Source organism: Bifidobacterium callitrichos (assembly GCF_008698085.1).
GTDB lineage: Bacteria > Actinomycetota > Actinomycetes > Actinomycetales > Bifidobacteriaceae > Bifidobacterium > Bifidobacterium callitrichos.
Genome location: NZ_RZJP01000001.1, coordinates 245,929 through 268,982 on the forward strand (window position 1 = coordinate 245,929; position 23,054 = coordinate 268,982).

The following is a 23,054-nucleotide window of genomic DNA, read 5'->3' on the forward strand; positions in this document are numbered from 1 at the left end:
GAACGTCCCGTGCATGCATCCGATGCCTGCGCATCCCGCCGCCCCGGACGTGCGCGAGCGCACGGACGGCGAAACGGCGATGCGGGAAGCCGCTACGCTGGGTGCCATCGAAGCAATCGCAAAGACCCCGCGCCACAACGTGCGGGCGAGGAGAGAGAAGGACGCGCGAACCGTGTGCGTCAACGACATCGAAGACATCGAAACGGGAACGGGAAGGAGGGACGACCTGTGAGCTGGGCTGCCATCTTGTCGGCGCTGCCGATCTTCGAGAAGGCGTTCGTCGTCACGCTGCGGCTGTCCGCGATCAGCGTGACGCTGGCCGCGGTGCTGGGACTCGTCCTCGCGCTGGTGCGTGAATACCGGGTGCCGGTCCTCGCGCAGGCGAGCTCCGTATTCGAGGAGCTGTTCCGCAACACCCCGCTGCTGATCCAGCTGTTCTTCCTGTATTACGGACTGCCGTCCGTGGGCGTGAGGTGGAGCGCCGAGGCGTGCGCCGTGATCGGCATGTCGGTGTTCGGCTCGGCGTACATGTCCGGCGCGTTCACCGGCGGGTTCAGCGGCATCCCGCGCGTGCAGAAGGAGTCGGCGCGCGCTCTGGGACTCTCGCCGCTGCAGATGATCCGCCATGTGACCCTGCCGCAGGGGCTGACCCGAAGCGTGCCGGCGGTCGCCGCGAACGTGATCTTCATGGTCAAGGAGACCTCCGTGTTCACCGTGATCGCGGTGCCGGAGCTGACCAACACGGCCCGCGACCTGATCGGCATGTACTACCGCAGCGACGAGTATCTGCTCATGCTGGTAGTCGCCTACGCGATCATCCTGATCCCGTTGTCGGTGCTGCTCACGCTGCTGGAAAGGAGGGTTCGTCGTGGTACTTTCGGCGATGACTGATCCGCTGCACGTGACGTTCGCCTCCGGCATGGACGTGCTGTTCGTCGGTGACAATCTCACCCGTCTGCTGTCGGGCCTCGGCACATCCGTGACGGTGGCCGGACTGGCCCTGCTGGCCGGCATCCCGCTGGGCGTCGTCCTCGGCGCCCTGCGCACCCTGAGGAACCCGGTGCTGCGCGCCGTGCTGCGCCTGTATCTGGAGTTCTTCCGCATCGTGCCGACGCTGGTGCTGCTGTTCCTGTCCTACTACATCCTGCCCAGGGAGCTCGGCGTGCAGGTGGACGGCGTGACCGTCGCGGTCGTCGCGTTCGGCCTGTGGGTGTCGGCCGAGATCAGCGACATCGTGCGAGGCGCCCTGATCTCCGTGTCCGAGCATCAGGTCGACGCGGGACGGGCGCTGGGCATGAGCGGGCTGCAGCTGCTGTGGTACGTGCGCATCCCGCAGTCGGTCAACCTCATGATCCCGGCCGTTATCAACCTTGCGGCGCGCGTGATCATGACCACGTCGCTGCTGCTGCTCATCAGCGTCATCGACGTGGTCACCGTTGGCCAGCAGATCATGGAGGCCAACCGCATGACCCATCCGGACGCCGCGTTCTGGGTGTACGGATTCATCTTCTTCCTGTACTTCATCATCTGCTGGCCGCTGGCGATGATCGCCAGGGCACTCGAGAAGCGAGCCAAGGAGCGTAACAATGGCTGACAACACGCGAACGACCACGGCGCCCGGCGGCGTCACGCCGAACGAGGCGGGGGAGGAGCCGCTGCTCTCGGTACGCCATCTGCGCAAATCCTACGGCGACCACGAGGTCCTCAAGGATGTGAGCTTCGACGTGCACCGCGGTCAGGTGCTGGTGCTGCTCGGCCCCTCGGGCTCCGGCAAGTCCACCCTGATCCGATGCCTCAACGGCCTGGAGACCATCCAGGGCGGCGAGATCCGTTTCAAGGGCAAGGTCGTGCCGAACAACAACGAACGGGCGTGGCGCGCGCTGCGCACCGAGATCGGCATGGTGTTCCAAAGCTACGACCTGTTCCCGAACCTGACCGTCGCCAAAAACATCGAACTTGGCCCGACCAAGGTGCAGAAGCGCGCCAAGGCCGAGGTCGACGAGCAGATGGACCGTCTGCTTAAGGACGTGCAGCTCACCGAATACAAGAACGCCTATCCGCGCGAGCTGTCCGGCGGACAGAAGCAGCGCATCGCCATCGTACGCGCCCTCGCGATGAACCCGGAGCTCATGCTCTTCGACGAGGTCACCGCATCGCTCGACCCCGAGATGGTCCGCGAGGTCCTGGAGCTCATGCTCCGACTCGCGAAACGGCACATGACGATGATCGTCGTCACCCACGAGATGGAGTTCGCCCGCCGCGTCGCCGACACCGTCATGTTCCTCGAGAACGGGGTGATCCTCGAACGCCAGTCCGGAGACGACTTCTTCACGCACCCGGCGACGGACCGCGCCAGAAGCTTCCTCGAAAGCATGTCGCCCGTCGGCGACGAATGACGACACACCCACCACACGTACCCATCCACAACAATCAGAAAACAACCAGAAACACAGAAAAGAGAAGAGGAATCATCATGTTCAACCTCAAGCGCATCGCCGCCGGCGCACTCGCCGCCGTCACGCTGATCTCCGTCGCCGCATGCGGCAACGGCCCGGACCCGGCCGCAGCCGGCGCCTCCGGATCGGGATCGTCGTCATCGCAGCAGGGCCAGACCGTCGACGAGATCAAGAAGGCCGGCACCATCCGCATCGCCACGTTCGGTGACCTGCCGCCCTACGGCTACGTGAAGAACGACGGCACCCGCGCCGGCTACGACGTCGCCCTCGGCAACCAGATCGGCAAGGACCTCGGCGTCAAGGTCGACTGGGTGCAGGTCAACGCCGACGGCCGCGTCGACTCGCTCAAGAGCGACAAGGTCGACCTCGTCCTCGCCAACTTCACCGTGACGGACGAACGCAAGCAGGTCGTCGACTTCGCCGAACCGTACATGAAGGTGTCCATCGGCGTCGTCTCCCCGGACAGCGCGAAGATCACCAGCGCCGACCAGCTCAAGGGCAAGGACCTGGCCGTGACCAAGGGCACCACCGCCGAAACGTACTTCACCGAGAACTACCCTGATGTGAACCTCCAGAAGTTCGACTCCAAGACCCAGCAGTTCCAGGCGTTCAAGGACGGCCGCGTGGCCGCGCTCGCCGACGACAACACGTACCTGTACGCGTGGGCGAAGGACAATCCGGGATTCACCGTGGGCGTCAAGACCCTCGGCGACGAGTCGACCATCGCCCCGGCGGTGAAGAAGGGCAACAAGAGTCTGCTCGACTGGACCAACAAGGAGATCAAGACCCTGACCGCCGACGGCTTCTTCGAGAAGGCGTACGAGAGCGAGCTCGCCCCGAGCTTCACCTCCGACATCAAGCCGGAGGACGTCATCATCAAGTGACGTCGCATCGTCCCGCATCGGCCGCGGGCATCATCCGCATTCCATGATCGATGGGGCGGCGGTTTTCCCGAGCATTATCGGGAAAACCGCCGCCCCATCGTCGTGCATGGACCTAGGTGCCGGGGTGCGCGGTATCACGTGGCATAATCGTGACTCATGCGCATCGTCATCCAGAGAGTGTCACAAGCAGGCGTCGACGTCGTCAACGAGTTGGGCGAGGTCGACCCCACGTTCGAACCGCAGCAGATCGGCCCCGGATACATGATCCTGGTCGGCGTGGCCGATGCGGACGGCGACGCCGAGATCGCCTGGCTCGCCCACAAGGTGCTCAACCTGCGCGTGTTCGAGGACGAGCACGGCAGGATGAACCGCTCCATCCAGGACATCGGGGGCGAGATCCTGTCGATCTCGCAGTTCACACTGTTCGCCGACGTGCACAAGGGCAATCGTCCCAGCTTCATCGCGGCGGGCGGGCCGGAGCATGCGGATCTCGTCTGGATCCGGTTCAACGAGGCGCTTCGTTCGGGAGGTCTCGTCGTCAGGGAGGGGCGTTTCGGCGCCCACATGCGCGTCGGACTGGTCAACGACGGCCCGGTCACCATCGCCATCGACACCGACGTGGACATGCCGCGCAGGGCGTGAATCCCGGAAAGCCGCGCCGTTCCCGTGTCTCGGCTTTCCCCGAACCGTCCGTTCCCCTATAGTGGGGCGATGAGTGAAAGCGGGAAGCGCAAAGGGGAACGGCATGCGGGTGTTCGACTTCGACGGGACGATCTACGACGGGGAGAGCCTGTTCGACCTCTATCTGTTCAGCGCGAGATACGACATGAAGGTGTTCCGTCACATCGCCCCGGTGCTGCGCTACGCGATCAAGTACAAGCTCGGTCGCGCCACGCTCGAGCAGATGGAGCGCGGCGTCGGCAAGGTGGCGCGCAGATATCTCAGGGACCTGTCAATGTCCAGGGGGATCGACGAGCTGCGCACCAGCCGGCTCGACGCCGTCGCCAAAGCCGGGCTCGACGGGGATGTGATGGTCGCCGACGCCTCGGTCATCGGAGCCGACGATCTGACCGGCGGACTCAGATCGCTGGTCAACGCGTTCTGGGACCGCAACATGCGCAAGATCAAGCCATGGTACGATCCGCGCCCCGACGACGTGATCCTCACCGCCTCGTTCGACGTGACGGTGGGGGAGGCGTGCAGGAGACTCGGCGTCGAACGGCTCATCGCCTCGACCATCGACCCCGAAACGTTCGAGGTCACCTATCTCAACTTCAACACGAACAAGCCCAAGCGGCTGCGCCAGGTGCTGGGGCCGGACGCGGTGATCGACGAGTTCTACACCGACAGCAAGTTCGACCAGCCGATGATCGACATGGCGCGCAAGGGGTTCATGGTCAGAGGCGACGTCATCACCCAGGTGAAGTGAGCCGTCGCCGCATCCGGCGTGTCGCGTATTTGCCCTTCGAGCGCTTCAACGGCGTAGCGTGGAATCCGTAACAGCCAATGTTCGATTTAAGGAGTGCTGATGAGCGAGACGATGAGGGCGGCGATCTTCGTGCAGCCGGGGGAGATGACCGTACGCGAGGTGCCGAAGGCGCGGATCGAACAGGTCGGAGACGCCGTGGTGCGCGTCGTGCGCGCCTGCGTATGCGGCTCCGACCTGTGGTATTTCCGAGGGCTGAGCGACCACCCGCACAACAGTCAGATCGGCCATGAGGCGATCGGCGTGGTCGATGAGGTCGCAGACGCCGTCACGTCGGTCCGACCGGGCGATTTCGTCGTGCTGCCGTTCCCGTACAGCTGCGGCACATGCCCGGTGTGCAGGGCCGGCTTCGAATCGGTATGCCCGCACGGCGGATACTTCGGCGCCAGCCAGGCCGAGTACGTGCGCGTCCCCGAGGCCGACGGCACCGTCGTCAAGGTGCCCGGCTCACCCGAGGACCACGACGACGAAACGCTCGCCTCACTGCTCACGATCGCCGACGTGATGTCCACCGGATACCATGCGGCCGTATCCGCCGAGGTCAGGCCCGGCGACACCGCCGTGGTCATGGGCGACGGCGCGGTGGGCCTGTGCGGCGTACTGTCCGCCCGCATGCTCGGCGCCGGTCGCATCATCGCGATGAGCCGTCACGAGGACCGTGCGGCGCTCGCCCGCGAGTTCGGCGCGACCGACATCGTGGCGGAGCGCGACCAGGCCGCCGTCGACAGGGTGCTGTCGATGACCGGAGGCTACGGTGCGGACGCGGTGCTCGAATGCGTGGGCTCCAGGCAGTCGTTCGACACGGCGCTGGGGCTTATCCGCCGCGGCGGCGTGATCGGCCGCGTCGGCCTTCCCCATGACGTTGAGATCAGCGCCGAGGGCACGTTCTACGGCAACATCGGCATCAAGGGTGGCCCCGCGCCGGTGCGCCACTACGATCTCAAGGCCGGGCTGCTCGACGCCGTGCTGGAGCACCGGATCGACCCCGGTCGCGTGTTCACCGGCATCTATGATCTCGACCATATCCAGGAGGCGTACGAGGCGATGGACCGTCGCGAGGTCATCAAGTCGCTGATCCGATTCTGATCGGGCATATACTGGCCGCATGGATGACGAACGGGAAGCCATGGGATCAGGGGACGGGATGGAGCGGCGCGGGGGCGCGGGCCCGACGGCCATCGAGGTGCGGGGCGCTCGCGTGCACAACCTCAGGAATGTGGACGTCGATGTGCCGCTGCACGCGCTGACGGGCGTGGCCGGCGTCTCCGGCTCGGGCAAGAGCTCGCTCGCTTTGGGCGTGCTCTACGCCGAGGGGTCGCGGCGCTATCTCGAGGCGCTCTCCACGTACACGCGCCGACGGCTCACCCAGGCGTCGCGCGCGCAGGTGGACGAGGTGCTGCACGTCCCAGCCGCGTTGGCCCTGCATCAGCGTCCCGCCGTGCCGGGAGTCCGCTCCACGTTCGGCACGATGAGCGAACTGCTCAACAGCCTGCGTCTGCTGTTCTCCCGCGTCGGCTCGCACGTGTGCCCGCACTGCGGCACGCGCAACGAGCCCACGCTCGCCGTGGCCGCCGAACTGCCCATCACCTGCTCGGGATGCGGCCGCGAGTTCCATGGTCCCGGTGCCGAAGGCCTCGCCTTCAACTCGGCCGGCGCGTGCCCCGCCTGCTCCGGCACCGGCGTCGTACGCGAGGTGAACCGTGCCGCCCTCGTGCCGGACGAGTCGAAGAGCATCGACGATGGTGCGGTCCTGCCGTGGGGCTCGCTCATGTGGGATCTCATGAAGGACGTGTGCCGCGCGATGGGCGTGCGCACCGACGTGCCGTTCCGTGAGCTCACCGCCGGGGAGCGCGACATCGTGTTCGACGGCCCGGCCGTCAAGAAGCACATCCTCTACCGGTCGAAGAAGAGCGACGACTTCGCCGAACTCGACTTCACCTACTACAACGCCGTCCGCACCGTCGAGAACGCGCTTGCCAAGGCCAAGGACGAGAAGGGACTCAAGCGCGTCGCCCGGTTCCTCGAGGAGAGGCCGTGCACGGCATGCGGGGGAACCCGTCTGAGCGAGGCCGCGCGCGCCCCGCGGGTGTGCGACGTCGATCTTGCCGAGGCGAGCGCGATGACGCTCGACGACGCCGTCTCCTGGGTGCGGAACGTCCCTGCCTCGCTTGCTCCCGAGATGCGTCCGATGGCCACGAACATCGCGGAATCGTTCCTCGACGTGGCGCGTCGGCTGATGGAGCTGGGGCTCGGGTATCTCACGCTCGACCGCGCCGGTTCCACGCTGTCCACCGGCGAACGCCAGCGCGTGCAGCTGGCCCGCGCCGTGCGCAACCGCACCACCGGCGTGCTGTATGTGCTCGACGAGCCGTCGATCGGATTGCATCCGGCCAACGTCGACGGGCTGATCGGCGTGATGCGCGATCTCGTGGCGGACGGCAACACCGTGGTCGTCGTCGACCATGACGTGCGCGTGCTCGAGGCCTGCGACCATCTGATCGAGATGGGACCGGCAGCGGGTGCGGGCGGCGGCCGGGTGATCGCACAGGGGTCGGTCGACGACGTCGCGCGCGCCGCCGCGCGGGGCAGCCGCATCGCACCGTTCCTCCTCGAGAACGGCCCGGGGCGCGTACGCACAGGGATCAACGCCGATCGCATGTTCGATCTCGGCCGCATCCACATGCAGACGGGGCCGATCCACACGGTCAAACCGCTTTCGGTGGATGTCCCGCGCGGCAGGCTCGTCGTCGTGACCGGCGTGTCCGGATCGGGCAAGACGACGATGGTGCTGGAGTCGCTGATCCCCGCTCTGCGGGCGAACGCCGCGAAGGGCGCGGGGTCGGACTCGCCCGCGCCCATGCCCGACCATGTGCATGCGATCGAGTCGGACGGCATCATGCGTGCGAATCTCATCGACGCGACGCCGATCGGTGCGAACGTGCGCTCCACGGTCGCCACATACGCCGGCGTCCATGATGATCTGCGACGGGCGTTCGCGCGTTCCGAGGCGGCGAAGGCGGGCGGCTGGAAGGCCGGCGACTTCTCCTACAACACCGGACGACTGCGCTGTCCGACCTGCGACGGCACCGGGTCGATCTCGCTCGACGTGCAGTTCCTGCCCGACGTGGACATCGCATGCCCCGACTGCCATGGCTCGCGCTACTCGCCCGAGGCGTACGGCATCCGACGCGTGACGGGGGACGGGCGTGAGCTGTCGCTGCCCGAATTCATGGCGATGAGCGTGGACGAGGCGCTGGAGGCGACCACGGACCTGCGTCGGGTGCATGCGCGTCTGACGACGCTGCACGATCTGGGGCTCGGATACCTCACGCTGGGCGAGCCGACCCCGTCCCTGTCCGGAGGGGAGGCGCAGCGGCTCAAGCTCTCCGGTGAGATGGGGCGCGCCCAGTCGGACGCCGTGTTCGTCTTCGACGAGCCGACCATCGGCCTGCATCCGCTTGACGTGCGTGTCCTGCTCGGCGTCTTCGACTCTCTCGTCTCGGCGGGCGCGACCGTCGTCGTCATCGAACATGACCTCGACATGATCGCCAACGCCGACTGGATCATCGACATGGGACCGGGAGGCGGCGAGTCCGGAGGCAGGATCGTCGCCGTCGGTACGCCGGCCGAGGTCGCCGCGAACCCGGCGAGCGTCACCGGACGGTACCTGAAGTGAGGAGACGTTTTGACCTCAAGCGCTTGATACCCGTAGATTGCATGGTAATGGCGTGGGACATGCCAGACACAGATAAGGAGCATGAGCATGACGGTCACCGCATGGCATACCATTCACGAGGCGTCCCTGGCATCCGGACTGCCTGAGTCGACGTTGCGCTACTACGAGCAGATCGGCATCATCCCGCCGATCGCACGCGACCAGTCCGGGCGCCGCGCCTATTCGGACGCCGATCTGGAGCGACTGACGACGGTGGCATGCCTGTCGGCGACGGGCATGCCGTTGGAATCGATGCGCGAGTATCTGCGCAACACGCAGGACGGCGCGGCGGGAGCGACCAGACAGATCGAGCTGCTCGACGCGCAGTCGCTGCGTCTCGCCGCCCGTGCCGAGGCGATCCGCATGCAGCAGGCGTACGTCTCGCTCAAGACCCTGTACTGGCGGGCGATCGCCGAGGGACGCGAAACGGACGCCTCGGAGCTCATCGAGGAGCATCGTGACGTCATCGAACAGGTGAAACGGCTGCAGAGCGGCGGTACGCCCGTCAAGTGACATTCGCCGCGATGCGGTCGGCACGAGAGGGTGTACAGTACCATCCCGTGGTCAAGATGCAACAGGGAATCAGAAGGGCGTCGGCGGACGCGAAATACCGGCAGATGACGCAAAGCCCGATCAGGCCGCTGATCCTGCGACTGTGCATTCCGGCGGTGATCTCGAATCTGGTGACCACCGCGTACAACCTCACCGACACGTACTTCATCGGGCAGCTGGGCACCTCGCAGTCCGGCGCGATCGGCATCGCGTTCTCGATCATGACCATCCTGCAGGCGATCGGCTTCTTCTTCGGCAACGGCTCGGGCAATTCGATGAGCCGCGAGCTCGGCAAACGCAACAACGAGAGGGCGTCTCGTCTGCTCGCCATCGGATTCGCGGGCGCGTTCCTTTCCGGCCTGCTCGTGGCGATCATCTGCCTGTCGACGCTGCGACCGCTGGTCGTGGCGCTCGGATCCACCGCCACGATCGCGCCGTACGCCGTGACCTATCTGACGCCGATCCTCGTGGCGGCGCCGTGCGTGTGCGGGTCGTTCGCGCTGAACGGCCTGCTGCGCTACCAGGGTCAGTCCGCGTTCGGCATGATCGGACTGGTCTGCGGGGCGCTGCTCAACTTCCTGCTCGCCCCGCTGTTCATCTTCGTGCTCGGCCTCGGCATCTTCGGCGCGGGACTGGCCACCGGCATCTGCCAGACGGTGAGCTTCCTGATCCTGACCGTCATGAGCGCGAGGTTCGGCGTGCTGAAACTGTCGCTGCGCAACTGTCGTCCCGACCCGCTGCTGCTGCGCGAGATCGTCGGCGGAGGTCTGCCGTCGCTCGTCCGCCAGAGCGCCGGATCGATCGCCACCACCTGCGTGAACATCGCCGCGAACCCGTTCGGCGATGCGGCGATCGCCGGCATGGCCATCGTCATGCGCATCATGCTTGGAGCGAACTCGGTCATCATCGGACTCGGCCAGGGGTTCCAACCGGTGTGCGGATACAACTACGGGGCGGGGAGGTTCGCCCGCGTGCGCGAGGCGTTCTGGTTCTGCGTGAAGCTGTCCACCGGCGTGCTGCTGGCGTTGGCGGTCGTCATCTGGGCCGTCGCCCCGCAGTTGGTCGAGATCTTCCGTTCCGATCCGGCGGTGATCGCCGTCGGAGTCGCGGCGCTGCATTTCCAGTGCGTGACGGTCGTGCTCAACGGCGTGAACATGATGGGCAACATGATCTCGCAGACGTTGGGGCAGACGGGCATCGCCTCGTTCCTCGCGGTGTGCCGGACCGGCCTGTACCTCGCGCCGATCGTGCTCGTCCTGCCGCATCTGATCGGCGTGACAGGCGTCGAGGCGGCGCAGTCCGTGGCCGACGTGCTCACGTTCGCCACCACGATCCCGTTCATGCGCCACATTCTCGGCAACGTGCTGAGGGACCGGACGTGACCCCTGCCATGCAGGTAAGCTAAAACCTATGAGTCTGATTGAGATGATGATCCTCGGATTCCTGTCCGAGCGGACGATGTGCGGCTACGAGCTGCGCAAGAAGATGGAGCAGCTGCAGGGCGACATGCGCCGGTTCAGCGACGGCGCCATCTACCCGGCCACCGCGCGTCTGGTCAGGGACGGGCTCATCTCGGAGCGCACCGATGTGCGCGACGGCCGTCAGCGTCACCTGTTCACGTTGGAGTCGGAGGGCCGAAAGCGGCTCGTCGAGGCTCTCAAGGATGCGGACGGGTTCACCATCACGGATTTCAACCGGTGGCGCGTGGTGCTCACCTTCCTGTCCGTCGTCCCCGACGAGTCCGATCGCGAGGCGGTGCTGCGCCGCCGCTACGATCTGCTGTCGCGCGGCGACACGCATTTCTTCTACTGCGACGCCGGACATCCGATGACGATCGACCACATCGACGACCCGTATCGCAGGGGACTGATCAACGTGCATGACGCACAGGTCGAGGCCGAACTCTCCTGGCTGCGTTCGATGCTCGGTCTCGACGCCGAATAGCCGAGCAGCATCCTCGCGGATCCGTAAATATGCGAGGTCCCTCGCGCGGACATAAAGCCGCGCGAGGGACCTCGCGTCTTTCAGGTGATGCTCAGCGACGCCAGTGGCGACGGTGGTAGTTGACGATGCGCTTGCCGCCGACGCCGGCCTTGCCGCCCGGACCCCACGGTCCGCGCGCCTCGGCCTTGAGCTGGGTGAGGTGATGCTTCATGGCGAGTAGCATGATGTGGCTGTCCTCGAGACCGAGGTGACGCTCGGAGTCGTCCTCATGCAGCGCCCCCTGCCGCTTCGCATACGCGTCGAGACGATTGTCGCCGTCGGGATGGTCCTCGCTGGGGATGGATCCCTCATCCCACAGGCGGCTCATCGGCAGCGTGTCGATGATGGTGACGTGCCCGTTGCGGTATGCCTCGGCGTACCCCTTGACGTTGAGCATGAAGAAGCTGTGCTCGAACGTGGCCATGTGGGCGACGAACGGCTGCGAGGTGAGTCTCTTCAGCAGTTCGGCCTGCGCCTCGGGATCCTCGTCGAACAGGGGATAGGAGTCTCCGACGCGCTCCTTGATGTCGATGCCGGTCAGCTGGATGATGAACGGGTTGCCGTGCCGCGCGGCCTCGGGGGTGACGCCGAACGACCAGTGGTGCTGGTCGTAGGCGTCCCCGTCCTCGTAGTAGTCCTTGTCGTAGCGGTATCCGGTGGGCGCATCCGCGGGGCGGGGCGAGCGCATGTTCATGTATTCGAATCCGACGTCGATGATGTACGTGCGCGCGGGTTCGGTGCCGTTGGTCTCCAGATCGATGCCCATGACCTTGTCGACGTCGCGTCCGGGCAGGAACACCTCGCGCCAGTAGTCCTTGGGACGGGCGGCGGCGTGCTCGGCCACATGCTCGGCGGCCGTATGGCGCGACTTCTCGAAGCGCTCCTCGGGTACGGCGGTCTCGTCGCGGTTGACCTGTTCGATCGTGGGGACCGCGGGGTTGTCGTCGTTGATGACGGGCTGGCCTTCGATCAGATAGTCGGGGCTGCCCTGGTCGGAGCTGGAGTCGGCGGGCGCGGATTCGTCCGGTCCCGCCTCGACGGAGCCGTAGGTCACCTCGTCGGCCTCGAACAGCGCCTGCTCGCGATGGCGTCGGGCCTCCTCGCGCTTGGCGCGGTCGGCCTTGCGCCGTTCGGCGCGCGCGTTGACGATCTCGGCGGTGCGGTCCTGGATGTCGTCGACGTCCACGTCCTCCCTGGCCGCGGTGAGCACCGGCACGGTGACGCGCTGGCGGTCCTCGTCGGCGACGGTCCACAGACCCTCGGCGATGCCGCGGTCACGCAGCAGCTGGATCTGGTCGTTGAGCCTGCGATCCGCGTAGGCGAGCGCGCGCGGCAGCTCGTAGGTGGTGATGTGACGGTCGAAGTCGCGCATGAACGTCATGCTCATCTTCGCGATGATCGCCTCGAGCCGGTCGCGGATCTCGAGATCAGCCTTGAGCAGGTCGTGCACGCTCGAGGCGGCACCCGTCTCGTAGTCGGCCGGCGATGCCACGCCGATGCCGTGCTCCAGGTCGAGCGAGCGGACCCACTCCCAGTCGATGTCGTGATCGTCGGCGTCCCTGAGCATGATGTACGCCCACTGGTCGATGCTCGTCTTCGCCTCGTTCAGCCACGAGCGGTCCACGGCCGCGCCGACCCCATCCATCGTCCGCGGCTCCTCGGCGCCCGGCGCCGTCATCCTCGCATCGTTCGATTCGTTGTTGTCGTTGTTGTTTTCTTCGCTACCATACATGGATTCATTCTCCATGCCTCCCATGGTAGCGCCCGCAGTCGCCCTAGACCCATGGCGGATCGCAAACACCGGGTGAACAGGCGCCGGGGCGAACGGACGAGAACGGGGCCGAGTCGACGGGAGAGGCGCGAGACGGCCGACACCGGTCATCTCGCGCCGCGCATGTCGGCCGACCGGAACTGATCGAGTGCGGTGAAGCAGGTGCGGTAGACCATCGCCATGATCAACCCGTCGGCGACGAGCGTGAGCGAGGCGATCGCGGCAAACACGACGAACTGGTATTTCGCGGCCTCCAGCGGGTCGCCGCCGGCGATGACCTGACCGGCCATCATGCCGGGGATCGTGACGATCCCGCAGGAGGCGAGCGTCGCCATCGTCGGCAGCAGGCCCAGTCGGATCGACGAGACGATCGAGGGCCGCGCCGCCTCCCATGCGGTCGCGCCGAGCGCGAGCATCGTGTCGATCTCGTCGCGTCGTTCGTCCATGCTCTCGTAGAATCGGCTCAGTCCCACCGCGAGCGCGGAGACCGTGTTGCCCAGGAGCATGCCGGTCAGGGGGACGACCAGCTGCGGCGCATACCACGGGTGGGGGCGCACCACGAGTTCGGTGACCAGCGCGATCATGAGCAGCATCGTGATGGTCAGGCTCAGCAGCACAGGGCCCGCCAGCCCCTTCGGCACGCCCTTGGCGCGCGAGAGCGTGATCTGCACGGCGGCGACGAGCATCACGCCGATCGTGGCGAACACGAGGAGCACGTTGTCCGCGCGGATCACATAGCCGACGACGAACCCCATCGCGCACAGCTGCAGCAGGGCGCGGCACGCCGACCACATGAGCGAACGCCCGATGCCCATGCGCATCAGGCCGCTCACGCCGGCGGACATGCCGACGCCCGAGCCGGCACGAACAGCGAAAGGACGGACGCGCATGACGACGAACGACATGACCGACCCCGGCAGGCTCCTGCTGCCCGCCATCCTGTGCGAGCCACGAGCTCAAGACCCCGCTCGCCGTCATCGCCACGCGCATCGACCTGATCGACTTCCGCCGTGCGCACGGCCAGCCCATCGACGGTCCGCTCGAGGATCTGCGTGGTGACGTCGACCGCATGAACGCGATCATCACCGGCGAGGGAGGCATAAGACCCGATGCCCGACGGGTCGGGTCACGGATCGCCTGCGACCCCTGCGAGCGCGCCGATGCGTTCGACGAACGCCTTCACCTGCGGTTCTGGGTCGGCGGGGTAGAGCAGCCCGTAGCGCATGCCGACAGGCCGCGGCCAGTCGACGGGCACGTTGACGAGCTGCGGATGCACGCCCGCCCACATGGGTTTGGAAATGAGCAGGTCGCCCGTTTCGGCGCATTCGTTGAACAGGTTCAGGTCGTAATGGTCGATGTCGACCAGTTCGACGCCGTCCAGTCGCTCCAGCAGGTCACGGGCGATGTCGTCGGTGCCGCCGCATCGGCGTAGGATACGGATGCGGGTGCGCACGCCGTCACGGCCGGCGAGATCGTCGAGTCTGAGCCGCGGCCGGCGTGACAGCGGATGGTCGCGGGGCACGGCCATGCATAGCGGCTCGTAGGAGATCGGCAGCGTGCCGCAGACATCCGTCCAATGCTCTGGCGCGAACGCGGTGGCCACCGCGTCGATGTCCTCGCCCAGCCGGGCGATGATGTCGTCGATCGGCACGTCGTCGTCCGGCATCGATACGAGCTCCACTCGGATGCGCGGGTCGGCTTCGCGCTGCCACAGGTCGAGGATGCGCCGGGCCGGACGCAGCGCGGAGATGCCGAGTCTGACCGGCGGCGTGCCCGTATGCGCGCGACGCCGCATTCTCGCGATGATCTCGTTCGACTGACGGACGATCGAACGGGCGTCTTCGATGAACTCCGCTCCCGCCGCGGTCGGCGTCACGCCGCTGCGGGAGCGGTCGAACACCGTGATCCCGTACGTTCTTTCGAACGTGTTGACCTGTTTGACTAACGCCGGCGTCGAGATGTGCAGGCGCCGGGATGCCGCCGTGAAACTGCCGGTCTCAGCTGCGGCGATGAGCGCGTCCAGTCTCCGGTCGTACATGATCCCACCCTTCCTCGCACCATTCCGCCCGTCCGTGGCTCTCCCGATCGGCTACGAACGAGCACCGATCGTAGCGTATGAACCGATGGTTCACGCACCATGAACCAGAATCGTCCGATATCCGCTGATTTTCACCTGTTATCAAGCCTACACTGTCCCATGCGATCGTTCGAACGGATTACGGCGGGACAATGTCAGGCATCCACCGAGGGGATGATCGCACAGGAGACGAGAGACAGGGGAGGGACGGCATGCGCTCATCGACCGCAACGCGCGACATCAAGGACACCGAGGACGGCAGGGTGACGGACACGGACCCCATGGCCCAGGGCCGTCCAGCCATCGGCCGCCACGACCATCACGCACGCCATCCGGCGGCGTCCGCCACGGCGGCCGCATCGATCGCCTCGTTCCTCGTCGGCATGGACGTGCTCATCGTCAACGTGGCGCTGCCGACCATCGCCCGCGACCTCGGCGGCGACATGGCCGTCCAGCAGTGGGTGGTCGACGGCTACAGCCTCCTGTTCGCCGCGTTGCTGCTGCTGTGCGGCAACCTCGCCGACCGTTGGGGCGCCAAACGCATGTTCACCGCCGGCGCGACGCTGTTCGCCGCGGCGTCGCTGTTCAGCTCGTTCGCATGGTCGATGACGGCACTCGTCGCCGGGCGCTGCCTGCTCGGCGTCGCCTCCGCGCTCATCCTGCCCGCATCGATGTCCCTGATCAACGAGGCGAACCCGGATCCGCGTCGTCGCGCGTGGGCGTTGGCCCTGTGGGGCGCGGGAGGCGCGAGCGCCTCGGCCGTGGGACCGCTGCTCGGCGGACTGCTCACGCCGATCCACTGGAGCCTCGTGTTCGCGATCAACGTGCCGTTCTGCCTGCTGGTGCTGCTGTTGACGCTGCGCGTCGCGCCATCGCCGCGACGGCCCAAGCCGTTCGACTGGACGGGACAGACGCTGGCGCTGACGGGATTCGTCCTGTTCATCGCGGGCGTCATCGAGATCGGCTCGCTCGGCGTCGGCTCGCCCCTCGCATGGGGGTTGACGGCCGGTGGCGCGTTCACGCTCGCGGCGTTCGTGCGCTCGCAGGCGCGGGTGCGTGCCCCGATGATGCCGCTGGGCCTGTTCCGCGTGCGCGGCATGCAGGTGGCGCTGATGATCGGGTTCGTCATGATCTTCAACTGGTACGGCATGGTGTTCATCTCGACGATGTTCCTGCAGAACGAGCGGGGGATGGGCGCCCTCGCCGCGGGGCTCGTGTTCGTGCCGAGCGCGTTCGTCACGGTCTTCGGCAACATCCTCGGCGGGCGCATCATCACCGCGCGCGGCTCGAGGTTCTCGATCACGCTCGGCCTGTCGATCATGATCGCCGGTTTCCTGTTCGAGTTCCTGTATCCCGCGCCGATCCCCGTATGGGTGATCGCCACGGGATTGAGCGTCGTCGGCTTCGGCGCCGCGATCACCACGCCGGCCGCCGCGGGCGTGGTCCTCGCCAGCGTGGAGGCGGCGCAGGCAGGCATCGCCTCGGCGATGTTCAACACGTTCCGTCAGGTCGGCGGCGCGGTCGGCGTGGCCGTGTTCGGCGTCGTCGCCACGTTCCTGCCCACGCTGACCCTCGCCTTGAGGGCCGTGTTCCTCGCCTCGGCCGCACTGCTCGCCCTCATCCTCGTCTTCGAACTGCTGTGCTGGCGCGAACGCTGAGGACCGGGGACGAGCATTCGGAAAGAATCGCGATCCACGGTATTCGATACGGGCATATAAAGCTTGGCACGGCAGCGTTTCCATCTATACGAGGGGATAAATTCGGATAAGCATCGATACAATGAATGCGGATAGAAAGAGTTGGACTGCGGGCTGTGCATCGGCCCAAGTCATGGAACTGAGGAAGGACGTGCGGATGGGAACGGACGCGATGGGTACGGGGCGGCCGGGGCGTGCGGCGCCGCCGGCGCCCCGACTCAACATCAACGCGCTCACCCCGGTGGAGACCGAGAAGGCGGTGGAGGACGCCGGCGTCGCCAAGACACGGCTGACCGGACGGCGCGCCTTCGTCTCGGCCATGTTCGCGGGCGCGTTCATCGGCTTCGGGGCGTTGTTCTTCCTGATCGTCACCGCCGACCCGTCGATGACATGGGGGCCGAAGCGGTTCGTGGGCGGACTCGCCTTCTGCATGGGGCTCGTACTCGTATTGTGCTGCGGGGCGGAGCTGTTCACCGGCAACTCGCTGATGGTCTCCGACCTCGCCGCACGCAAGGTCACGCTCAGGCAGATGCTGCGCAACTGGATCATCGTCTGGTTCGGCAATCTGGCCGGCGCCCTGCTGCTGGTGTCGCTGGTCGCCCTGGCCGGCACGATGGGGCTCGCCGACGGCGCGGTGGGCGATCTCGCGGTGGCGACCGCCGCATCGAAAGTCACGCCCGGATGGGGCACGCTGTTCGTCCGCGGCATCCTGTGCAACGTGCTCGTGTGCCTGGCGGTGCGCATCGGATTCGCCGCACGGTCCGTGGCCGACAAGGTGCTGGGCATCCTGTTGCCCATCGCGGGCTTCGTGGCCATGGGCTTCGAACACTGCGTGGCCAACATGTTCTTCCTGCCCATGGGACTGGCGGCCAAGCTCATGGGGTTCGGCGCCGGTACCGCCGGCGCGGGCGCATTGAACGTGGGAGCCATCGCGTACAACCTGTCCGCAGCCACGCTGGGCAACATCCTCGGCGGCTCCCTGTTCGTCGCACTGGCCTACTGGTACCTCAACGCGAAACCCGCACGCAAGCCGTCCGATCCCGTCATCGACTGAGGAAGCCGGACTGCGGTCCGTGGGGGACTCAACGCGGCCAAGGACGATTCCGGCGTTGAGTCCCGTGAATCTGGGGGACTCAACGCAATTCCCCGCGATTTCCGCGCTGAGTCCCGCGATATTCCCGCCCACAGCGGCACCGGGTCGGAGACCGCCGACGGCACCATCCCTAAAACGGCGGAATTCCAATGATTTTCCAATCTGCAACCAACTGCCGGACAAAGGGTCGGTGTCCACGTCGCGGGACACAACGACGAAAACGCCCGCAACCGCGTTGAGTCCCGCGGATCCGGGGGACTCAACGTGACTCCCCGAGGTTTTCACGTTGAGTCCCCCGAGACGAGTGGATAAGGCGGATGGGAGACGCAACGGACGCGACAGCCCTGCCGGTTCTGGCCGCTCACACGTATCTATCTCGGGGCCACTCATCGTCTTCTTCATCGTCACGAAACGCGACTGTTCCCATGGTAGTTTAGCCATACGCCGCAGGCGGGGAGGGCATGCCACGCTCCGCACGCCATGGACCGCAAAAGGTGCGGGGCATGGTCACGGGGAACCATTGGGGTGTCTCAGGGCGGCGTATCGCCATACGAACACGAATCGATGACCGACGGTATGACGCCACTAGCGTGAACCGCATGGTCACATGGGATTCCGAACAGTACCTGCGCTTCAACACGGAACGCACGCAGCCGTCGCGCGACCTCGCCGCCCAACTGCCCGCCGCCGACGCCATCATGCGCGTGCTCGACATCGGCTGCGGGCCGGGCAACAGCACCGCCGTGCTGCGCGAACGCTACCCGCACGCGCGCATCCTCGGCGTCGACAGCTCGCCGGACATGATCGACGCCGCACGCGCCGCCCACCCCGACATCGAATTCGCCCTGAGCGACGTCTCGCGGGCCGACCGGCTCGACGCCCTGCCGCACGACTTCGACATCGTCTTCTCCAACGCGTGCATCCAATGGGTGCCCGACCACCCGCACCTCATCCCGAACCTGCTCGGCCTGCTGCGCGAAGGCGGCACGCTCGCCGTGCAGACGCCCATGAACTACGAGGAGCCCATCCACCGCATCATCGCCGAACTCGTCCATTCGCCCCGATATGCCGACCGGCTGCCCCAGCAGCGCGAGTTCTTCAACCTCACGCCGCCCGACTACTGGGAGCTCCTGCACGCGCACGCCTCACGGTTCCGCATGTGGAAGACCACCTACATGCACACCCTGCCCTCGCACGAGGCCATCATGGACTGGTACCGCGGCACCGGACTGCGCCCCTACCTCCAGGCGCTCGCCGACGACGCCGAACGGGCGGAATTCGAACGGCAGGTGTTCGACCGCGTGTGCGACGCATACCCAGTCCAGTCCGACGGCAGCATCATCTTCCCGTTCCCGCGCTTCTTCTTCACGGCCGTCAAATAGCGGTACAGTGGGAGGGCAGCATAGGTGGACATCATAGGTCAGGCGCGGCGGCGGTCGGAGTTGCACGTCGGAAAGGAAGGGCCATGAATCATGCGGTGGGCGGCGATACGGCACATGGCGATGCCCCACACGCCAAGCCCAACCACCCGTACGGGCCGATGCTGGACTGGGCCGTGGAACTGCAGAGCCTCGCGCAGGCGGGGCTGACCTACGGCGAAAGCGTCTACGACAGGGAGCGCTACCGGCGCATCCGAGGCATCGCCGCCGAGATGCTCGCCGCGCAATCCGACCTGCCGTTGGAGAAGGTCAAGGACCTGTTCTGCAACGAGACCGGCTACCAGACGCCCAAGCTCGACACCCGCGCCGCCATCTTCAAGGACGATCGCATCCTATTGGTTCAGGAGAGCGACGGCACATGGTCGCTGCCGGGCGGATGGGTGGACGTCGACCAGTCGGTGCGCGAGAACACGGTCAAGGAGGCCAAGGAGGAGTCCGGGCTCGACGTGACCGCCGACCGGATCATCGCCATACAGGACCGCAACAGGCACAACGTCCCGCCCTACGCGTACGGCGTGTGCAAGATCTTCGTGCTGTGCACGGCCGTGGGCGGACACTTCGAACCCAACATCGAGACCCTCCAATCCGGGTACTTCGCCGAGGACGAACTGCCCGAACTCGCCGAGGCGAAGAACACCGCCGATCAGATCGCCATGTGCTTCGCCGCCCGACGCGACCCCGACTGGACCGTGGTGTTCGACTAGCGCCGGGGAGCCCCCGCCATATGGGGCGTCGGGTTGTCCGGTGTCTCCATATAGTTACCAATGGTCATTATCTTTGGTAACTATACGGAGGCTGCTGATGGACGATCCGAACACGCGGCCGACGTCCGAAAGGCTGTCGGCCGCATACGTGCGGCTGCTGCTGGACGCCTGCTGGAAGGCAAAAAGCGTCACCGAGCTCATGCCCGAACTACCCAAAGGCATGAAACCGCGCTACGTACACGTCATCGACGCGGTCTGGCACATCAACGCGCCACACGGACAGGACACGGCCACGGCACGCGTGGGCGACGTGAGCGCGTTCCTCGGCGTCACCACGCCAAGCGTCGCCAAACTCATCGGCGAAATGACCGGTCGAGGACTGCTCGTCAAACACGCGGACGACACCGACCGCCGCGCGGTCACGCTCACGCTCACCGAACATGGACTCGCCATCCGCAAGGCGTATGTGGCCGACTATCACGAGCATCTGGGCGAACTGCTCGCCGGCATCACCCAAGAGGAATGCGAGACCGTGGCGCGCGTGATGAGCCGTACGCTGCGGCTCATGCGGGACGACGGCTGGCAGGCAGCCGAAAACGATCAGAAGACAGACAGCCGACGAATGACGGACGGAAAGGACGACAACGAATCATGAACGAACGAACCACGTCGCACACGCAGACGCCGCACACGCAGACACCACGATCGCCCCGGACGGCGGCCGACGCCAAACGCCCCGTCGGCGCGAAGCTCACCGTCGCCGTCATCGCGCTCTCCATCCTCACCTTCCTCGGCATCCTGTCCGAAACCTCGCTCAACATCGCCTACTCCACGCTCATGGAGGAGTTCTCGATCGGCGCGTCCGTCGTGCAATGGCTCACCACCGGCTACCTGCTGCTGCTGTCCATCGCGATTCCGAGCTCGCCGTTCATGGTGCGCCGTTTCGCCACCCGCGCCCTGTTCGTCGCGGCCATCGCGATCTTCACGCTCGGCACGCTGATCGGCGCGCTCGCTTCGAGCTTCCCGATGCTGCTGGCCGCGCGTCTGGTCATGGCGCTTGGCACCGGCATCTCGCTGCCGCTCATCACCAACATCATCCTGGAGAAGGCGCCGCTCGAACAGCGAGGAGCGATGCTCGGCATCGTCAGCCTCGTCACCTGCGCCGCCCCCGCCGTGGGGCCGGTGTTCGGCGGCGTGGTCATGGAGTATCTCGACTGGCATTGGATCTTCTACACGATGCTGCCGTTCCTCGTGCTCTCGTTTGCGCTCGGCATGGTTTCGGTGCCTGAGATCCGCCACCCCGGCGACAAGGAGCATGCCTCGATCAGCATGCCGTCGCTCATGCTGGTGGCGTTGGGTCTCGCCGGCCTCATCGTGGCGGTGAGCTTCTTCGCCGAATGGAACGGCGACTGGCGGTTCTGGGCCACGCTCGTCGCGGCCGTGGCGGTGCTCGCCGTGTTCGTGGCCGTGCAGCTTCGCATGGAGCATCCGCTCATCGAGGTGCGCGTGTTCGCCTACGCGGGGTTCTCGCTCGGCATGCTCATCCTGCTCATGGCCTCGGGCGGCGTGCTGGGGTTGAACTTCCTGCTGCCGATCCTATTGCAGCGCGGCTTCGGCCATGGCTCGCTCGTCGCGGCACTGATCCTGCTGCCGGGCGCGATCGTCGGCGCCATCGCGGCCCCGATGATCGGCGGCGCGTTGAAGAGCCACTTCCCGCCGAAGTTCATCCTGTGCGGCTTCATCGGCGTCACCTTGATGGACATCGCGCTCATCGTGGGACACGCGAACGTGTGGGTGGTGGCCGTCGCATACGCGCTGTTCATGGCATCCTCCGGCTTCGTGCTCGTGCCCGACCAGACCCATGCCCTGAACCAGCTGCCCGCGCGGCTCAACGCGGACGGTTCGGCCGTGATGAACACCGTCCAGCAGCTGGCCGGCGCGATCGGCACCGCCGTGGCCAGCGCCCTGATCACCGAGTTCGCCGCCTCCGCCGCGCGCTCCGGCGCCTCGCAGCCCGACTCGTACCTTGAAGGGTTCGCGTCGAGCATGTGGGTCATCGCCGGGTTGGCCGTGGCCGGCATCGTCCTCGCCGCGCTCATGTTCCGTTTCTCCACGCGCCGTCCGCCCGAGATGACCGAGGTGTGACTCCGGCGAAACGGCATGAAAAGACCGGTCCCGGTCCCGATATTCGGTTGATTCCCAAACATGCGGGGCGTGGGCCGGCTTTCGGGCGTAGGATGAATCACCGTGCTCGCCCGTATGGGCACCCACACGTCACGTTCCATATATGCGCTGTATGTGCGGGAAACCCATGCGGCACGAATGCGACGCGAACACGAAGAAGGAGATGACGATGATGACGGTGGGCGTGATGGCCGCGGTGGCTTTGGCCGCGGTGCTGTACGGATTGGACAAGTCGCTGGCTCCCGGCGCGGGCATCCTCGCCGTGGCCACGCTCACCGCCGTCATGCCCGCCAAGGAAGCCACCGGCATCACGCTCATCATGGCGATCGTGGCCGACTGGAGCGCCATCTGGGCATACCGCGGCAACGTGTCACGTCGTTCGCTCATCCGCCTGTTCCCGTTCGTCGCCATAGGCATCGCGGCGGGGGCCGGGTTCCTGTTCGTGGCGGACAACACCGTTACGCGCCTGACGATCGGCGTGATCCTCGCGGTGTTCGTGTCGATGTACTTCCTGTCGCTCGCACGCAAACGGATGACGAAAACGGGCCGGACGGCGCATGCCGGCCGGGGGCAGGCGGCGGCATCGGACTCCGACGACCATGCCGGAAACGGGAAGACGGCGCTCTCCCTCGCCAAACGCGTGGTGTGCGGCGCGCTCGCCGGGTTCACCACGATGGTGGCCAACGCGGGCGGACCGATCACGTCCATCTACTTCCTGTCCGAGAACCTGAGCGTCATACGGTTCCTGGGCACTACCGCATGGTTCTATCTCATCATCAATCTGGTCAAGCTGCCGTTCTCCATCGGTCTGGGCATGATCACGTGGACGAACTTCACGGCGATGGCGTGGACGATCCCGCTGGTGGTCGTCGCGGTGCTCTGCGGGCGTTGGGTGGCCCGGCGCGTAAGCCAGTCCATGTTCAGCATGCTCGTCTACGTGCTGTCCGTCGTGGCGGTCGTCCGTCTGTTCCTGTGAGGCGTCGCGACCGCCGCATGTCGCTGTCGACCATCGC

At 66.2% G+C, this 23,054-nt stretch carries 22 protein-coding genes; 19 read left to right on the forward strand and 3 right to left on the reverse strand.

All coding sequences use genetic code 11. The annotated features are described in order from the left end of the window. Nucleotides 1-22: 22 nt before the first annotated feature. The 12 genes from EMB92_RS01125 (at nucleotide 23) to EMB92_RS01180 (ending at nucleotide 11,037) form a co-directional block, all read left to right on the forward strand. Nucleotides 23-232 (forward strand): hypothetical protein, encoded by a 210-nt coding sequence (locus EMB92_RS01125; RefSeq protein WP_150393507.1) that lies wholly within the window; start codon nucleotides 23-25, stop codon nucleotides 230-232. Continuing rightward, nucleotides 229-891 (forward strand): amino acid ABC transporter permease, encoded by a 663-nt coding sequence (locus EMB92_RS01130; RefSeq protein WP_043164030.1) that lies wholly within the window; start codon nucleotides 229-231, stop codon nucleotides 889-891. The genes EMB92_RS01125 and EMB92_RS01130 overlap by 4 nt, the downstream gene beginning before the upstream one ends. Then, a complete protein-coding gene (locus EMB92_RS01135; protein ID WP_150393508.1) occupies nucleotides 869-1,594 on the forward strand; it encodes an amino acid ABC transporter permease in 726 nt (241 codons plus the stop codon). The genes EMB92_RS01130 and EMB92_RS01135 overlap by 23 nt, the downstream gene beginning before the upstream one ends. Next, nucleotides 1,587-2,396, forward strand: a complete 810-nt coding sequence (locus EMB92_RS01140; protein ID WP_317908851.1) for an amino acid ABC transporter ATP-binding protein — start codon at nucleotides 1,587-1,589, stop codon at nucleotides 2,394-2,396. The genes EMB92_RS01135 and EMB92_RS01140 overlap by 8 nt, the downstream gene beginning before the upstream one ends. Nucleotides 2,397-2,473: 77 nt before the next feature. Then, nucleotides 2,474-3,340 (forward strand): transporter substrate-binding domain-containing protein, encoded by an 867-nt coding sequence (locus EMB92_RS01145; protein ID WP_043164026.1) that lies wholly within the window; start codon nucleotides 2,474-2,476, stop codon nucleotides 3,338-3,340. 156 nt (nucleotides 3,341-3,496) lie between these two features. Next, nucleotides 3,497-3,982, forward strand: coding sequence for a D-aminoacyl-tRNA deacylase (gene dtd, locus EMB92_RS01150; protein ID WP_150393509.1), 486 nt, complete (start codon nucleotides 3,497-3,499; stop codon nucleotides 3,980-3,982). A 103-nt stretch (nucleotides 3,983-4,085) separates the two neighbouring features. After that, nucleotides 4,086-4,769: an HAD family hydrolase gene (locus tag EMB92_RS01155; RefSeq protein ID WP_150393510.1), complete on the forward strand. Its 684-nt coding sequence runs from the start codon at nucleotides 4,086-4,088 to the stop codon at nucleotides 4,767-4,769. Nucleotides 4,770-4,868: 99 nt separating this feature from the next. Beyond that, a complete protein-coding gene (locus EMB92_RS01160; protein ID WP_150393511.1) occupies nucleotides 4,869-5,912 on the forward strand; it encodes a zinc-dependent alcohol dehydrogenase family protein in 1,044 nt (347 codons plus the stop codon). 58 nt (nucleotides 5,913-5,970) lie between these two features. After that, entirely contained in the window at nucleotides 5,971-8,502 is a 2,532-nt protein-coding gene (locus EMB92_RS01165) for an excinuclease ABC subunit UvrA (protein ID WP_150393897.1), read from the forward strand. Nucleotides 8,503-8,583: 81 nt separating this feature from the next. After that, a complete protein-coding gene (locus EMB92_RS01170) occupies nucleotides 8,584-9,054 on the forward strand; it encodes a MerR family transcriptional regulator (RefSeq protein WP_150393512.1) in 471 nt (156 codons plus the stop codon). 56 nt (nucleotides 9,055-9,110) lie between these two features. Next, complete coding sequence (locus EMB92_RS01175; protein WP_150393898.1) at nucleotides 9,111-10,475, forward strand: MATE family efflux transporter; 1,365 nt, start codon at nucleotides 9,111-9,113, stop codon at nucleotides 10,473-10,475. Between the two features lie 28 nt (nucleotides 10,476-10,503). Then, entirely contained in the window at nucleotides 10,504-11,037 is a 534-nt protein-coding gene (locus EMB92_RS01180; protein WP_150393513.1) for a PadR family transcriptional regulator, read from the forward strand. Between the two features lie 91 nt (nucleotides 11,038-11,128). Here the strand turns inward: EMB92_RS01180 and EMB92_RS11440 are convergent, their stop codons facing one another. The 3 genes from EMB92_RS11440 to EMB92_RS01195 all read right to left on the reverse strand — a co-directional run bounded on the left by EMB92_RS11440 (nucleotide 11,129) and on the right by EMB92_RS01195 (nucleotide 14,885). Continuing rightward, nucleotides 11,129-12,823, reverse strand: a complete 1,695-nt coding sequence (locus tag EMB92_RS11440) for a PolC-type DNA polymerase III domain-containing protein (RefSeq protein WP_190973510.1) — start codon at nucleotides 12,821-12,823, stop codon at nucleotides 11,129-11,131. Nucleotides 12,824-12,954: 131 nt separating this feature from the next. Further along, nucleotides 12,955-13,737: an ABC transporter permease gene (locus EMB92_RS01190; RefSeq protein WP_223847494.1), complete on the reverse strand. Its 783-nt coding sequence runs from the start codon at nucleotides 13,735-13,737 to the stop codon at nucleotides 12,955-12,957. Nucleotides 13,738-13,973: 236 nt separating this feature from the next. Next, nucleotides 13,974-14,885, reverse strand: a complete 912-nt coding sequence (locus EMB92_RS01195) for a LysR family transcriptional regulator (protein WP_150393514.1) — start codon at nucleotides 14,883-14,885, stop codon at nucleotides 13,974-13,976. Between the two features lie 251 nt (nucleotides 14,886-15,136). Between EMB92_RS01195 and EMB92_RS01200 the strand changes: the two genes are divergently transcribed. The 7 genes from EMB92_RS01200 (at nucleotide 15,137) to EMB92_RS01230 (ending at nucleotide 23,017) form a co-directional block, all read left to right on the forward strand. Next, nucleotides 15,137-16,582, forward strand: coding sequence for an MFS transporter (locus EMB92_RS01200; protein ID WP_223847495.1), 1,446 nt, complete (start codon nucleotides 15,137-15,139; stop codon nucleotides 16,580-16,582). A gap of 172 nt (nucleotides 16,583-16,754) precedes the next feature. After that, nucleotides 16,755-17,675 carry a formate/nitrite transporter family protein gene (locus tag EMB92_RS01205; RefSeq protein WP_223847496.1) on the forward strand — a complete coding sequence of 307 codons (921 nt, stop codon included), beginning with the start codon at nucleotides 16,755-16,757 and terminating at the stop codon, nucleotides 17,673-17,675. Between the two features lie 638 nt (nucleotides 17,676-18,313). Further along, a complete protein-coding gene (locus tag EMB92_RS01210; protein WP_150393515.1) occupies nucleotides 18,314-19,096 on the forward strand; it encodes a methyltransferase domain-containing protein in 783 nt (260 codons plus the stop codon). Between the two features lie 83 nt (nucleotides 19,097-19,179). Beyond that, complete coding sequence (locus EMB92_RS01215; protein WP_223847497.1) at nucleotides 19,180-19,857, forward strand: NUDIX hydrolase N-terminal domain-containing protein; 678 nt, start codon at nucleotides 19,180-19,182, stop codon at nucleotides 19,855-19,857. Between the two features lie 97 nt (nucleotides 19,858-19,954). Next, nucleotides 19,955-20,512, forward strand: a complete 558-nt coding sequence (locus EMB92_RS01220) for a MarR family winged helix-turn-helix transcriptional regulator (protein WP_223847498.1) — start codon at nucleotides 19,955-19,957, stop codon at nucleotides 20,510-20,512. Next, nucleotides 20,509-22,002, forward strand: a complete 1,494-nt coding sequence (locus EMB92_RS01225) for a DHA2 family efflux MFS transporter permease subunit (protein WP_150393516.1) — start codon at nucleotides 20,509-20,511, stop codon at nucleotides 22,000-22,002. Before EMB92_RS01220 ends, EMB92_RS01225 begins: the two co-directional genes overlap by 4 nt. 166 nt (nucleotides 22,003-22,168) lie before the next feature. After that, nucleotides 22,169-23,017 (forward strand): sulfite exporter TauE/SafE family protein, encoded by an 849-nt coding sequence (locus tag EMB92_RS01230; protein WP_190973511.1) that lies wholly within the window; start codon nucleotides 22,169-22,171, stop codon nucleotides 23,015-23,017. The last annotated feature ends 37 nt before the right edge of the window (nucleotides 23,018-23,054 follow it).

Excerpts from the sequence above, each read along its gene's own strand:
- EMB92_RS01125 (WP_150393507.1), top strand. The coding sequence starts at position 23 with ATGCCTGCGCATCCCGCCGCCCCGGACGTGCGCGAGCGCACGGACGGC.
- EMB92_RS01140 (WP_317908851.1), top strand. The coding sequence starts at position 1,587 with ATGGCTGACAACACGCGAACGACCACGGCGCCCGGCGGCGTCACGCCG.
- EMB92_RS01145 (WP_043164026.1), top strand. The coding sequence starts at position 2,474 with ATGTTCAACCTCAAGCGCATCGCCGCCGGCGCACTCGCCGCCGTCACG.
- dtd (WP_150393509.1), top strand. The coding sequence starts at position 3,497 with ATGCGCATCGTCATCCAGAGAGTGTCACAAGCAGGCGTCGACGTCGTC.
- EMB92_RS01155 (WP_150393510.1), top strand. The coding sequence starts at position 4,086 with ATGCGGGTGTTCGACTTCGACGGGACGATCTACGACGGGGAGAGCCTG.
- EMB92_RS01160 (WP_150393511.1), top strand. The coding sequence starts at position 4,869 with ATGAGCGAGACGATGAGGGCGGCGATCTTCGTGCAGCCGGGGGAGATG.
- EMB92_RS01165 (WP_150393897.1), top strand. The coding sequence starts at position 5,971 with ATGGAGCGGCGCGGGGGCGCGGGCCCGACGGCCATCGAGGTGCGGGGC.
- EMB92_RS01170 (WP_150393512.1), top strand. The coding sequence starts at position 8,584 with ATGAGCATGACGGTCACCGCATGGCATACCATTCACGAGGCGTCCCTG.
- EMB92_RS01175 (WP_150393898.1), top strand. The coding sequence starts at position 9,111 with ATGCAACAGGGAATCAGAAGGGCGTCGGCGGACGCGAAATACCGGCAG.
- EMB92_RS01180 (WP_150393513.1), top strand. The coding sequence starts at position 10,504 with ATGAGTCTGATTGAGATGATGATCCTCGGATTCCTGTCCGAGCGGACG.
- EMB92_RS11440 (WP_190973510.1), bottom strand. The coding sequence starts at position 12,823 with ATGGAGAATGAATCCATGTATGGTAGCGAAGAAAACAACAACGACAAC.
- EMB92_RS01190 (WP_223847494.1), bottom strand. The coding sequence starts at position 13,737 with ATGCGCGTCCGTCCTTTCGCTGTTCGTGCCGGCTCGGGCGTCGGCATG.
- EMB92_RS01195 (WP_150393514.1), bottom strand. The coding sequence starts at position 14,885 with ATGTACGACCGGAGACTGGACGCGCTCATCGCCGCAGCTGAGACCGGC.
- EMB92_RS01200 (WP_223847495.1), top strand. The coding sequence starts at position 15,137 with ATGCGCTCATCGACCGCAACGCGCGACATCAAGGACACCGAGGACGGC.
- EMB92_RS01205 (WP_223847496.1), top strand. The coding sequence starts at position 16,755 with ATGGAACTGAGGAAGGACGTGCGGATGGGAACGGACGCGATGGGTACG.
- EMB92_RS01210 (WP_150393515.1), top strand. The coding sequence starts at position 18,314 with ATGGTCACATGGGATTCCGAACAGTACCTGCGCTTCAACACGGAACGC.
- EMB92_RS01215 (WP_223847497.1), top strand. The coding sequence starts at position 19,180 with ATGAATCATGCGGTGGGCGGCGATACGGCACATGGCGATGCCCCACAC.
- EMB92_RS01220 (WP_223847498.1), top strand. The coding sequence starts at position 19,955 with ATGGACGATCCGAACACGCGGCCGACGTCCGAAAGGCTGTCGGCCGCA.
- EMB92_RS01225 (WP_150393516.1), top strand. The coding sequence starts at position 20,509 with ATGAACGAACGAACCACGTCGCACACGCAGACGCCGCACACGCAGACA.
- EMB92_RS01230 (WP_190973511.1), top strand. The coding sequence starts at position 22,169 with ATGCGGCACGAATGCGACGCGAACACGAAGAAGGAGATGACGATGATG.